General features: G+C 60.0%; 1 pseudogene. It reads right to left on the bottom strand.

What is annotated here, in order from left to right:
* Positions 1–72: 72 nt before the first annotated feature.
* A pseudogene (locus tag SB756_RS28090) lies at positions 73–351 on the bottom strand (transposase); the annotation flags it as partial.
* Positions 352–473: the final 122 nt, after the last annotated feature.

The raw sequence follows: 473 nt of genomic DNA, 5'->3' as shown, positions 1-473 counted from the left end.
CATCGAATCGACTCACAAACTGCTCATGGGATCATGGGCTTGGCTGTTGCAGCGGCTCATCGAGCCTAACTTCGCAAGTTTGAGAATCTCGTTGGTCCGGCGCAGTTCCTTGACCTCGCGCTCCAGGGCCTTGATGCGTTCACGCTCGGCCGTACTCACGCCATCGCGCTCTCCACGGTCGACCTCGTCGCGCTTAACCCAATCCAACAACGTCTGCGGCGTGCAGCCGATCATCGGCGCAATCGATTCGACTGCCGCCCACATCGACGGGTGCTCGCTACGCTGCTCGCGTACGAGGCGCACTGCGCGCTCTCGGACTTCCGGGGAAAACTTGCTTGGCTTCTTGTTCATGGCTCCATTCTCTCAAGAGTTGGAGCCTCCACAAAACTCGGGGCGGTTCAATGCGATCGCCTCCCGGGTGCTTCAGTAGGTGTCGCTGCAACTGCTGCAGCGGCTGTGGCATCGTGACGAAC

The organism is Pseudomonas sp. SIMBA_068 (genome assembly GCF_046534705.1).
GTDB classification, from domain to species: domain Bacteria; phylum Pseudomonadota; class Gammaproteobacteria; order Pseudomonadales; family Pseudomonadaceae; genus Aquipseudomonas; species Aquipseudomonas putida.
This window is presented reverse-complemented; position numbering and strand designations above follow the sequence as displayed.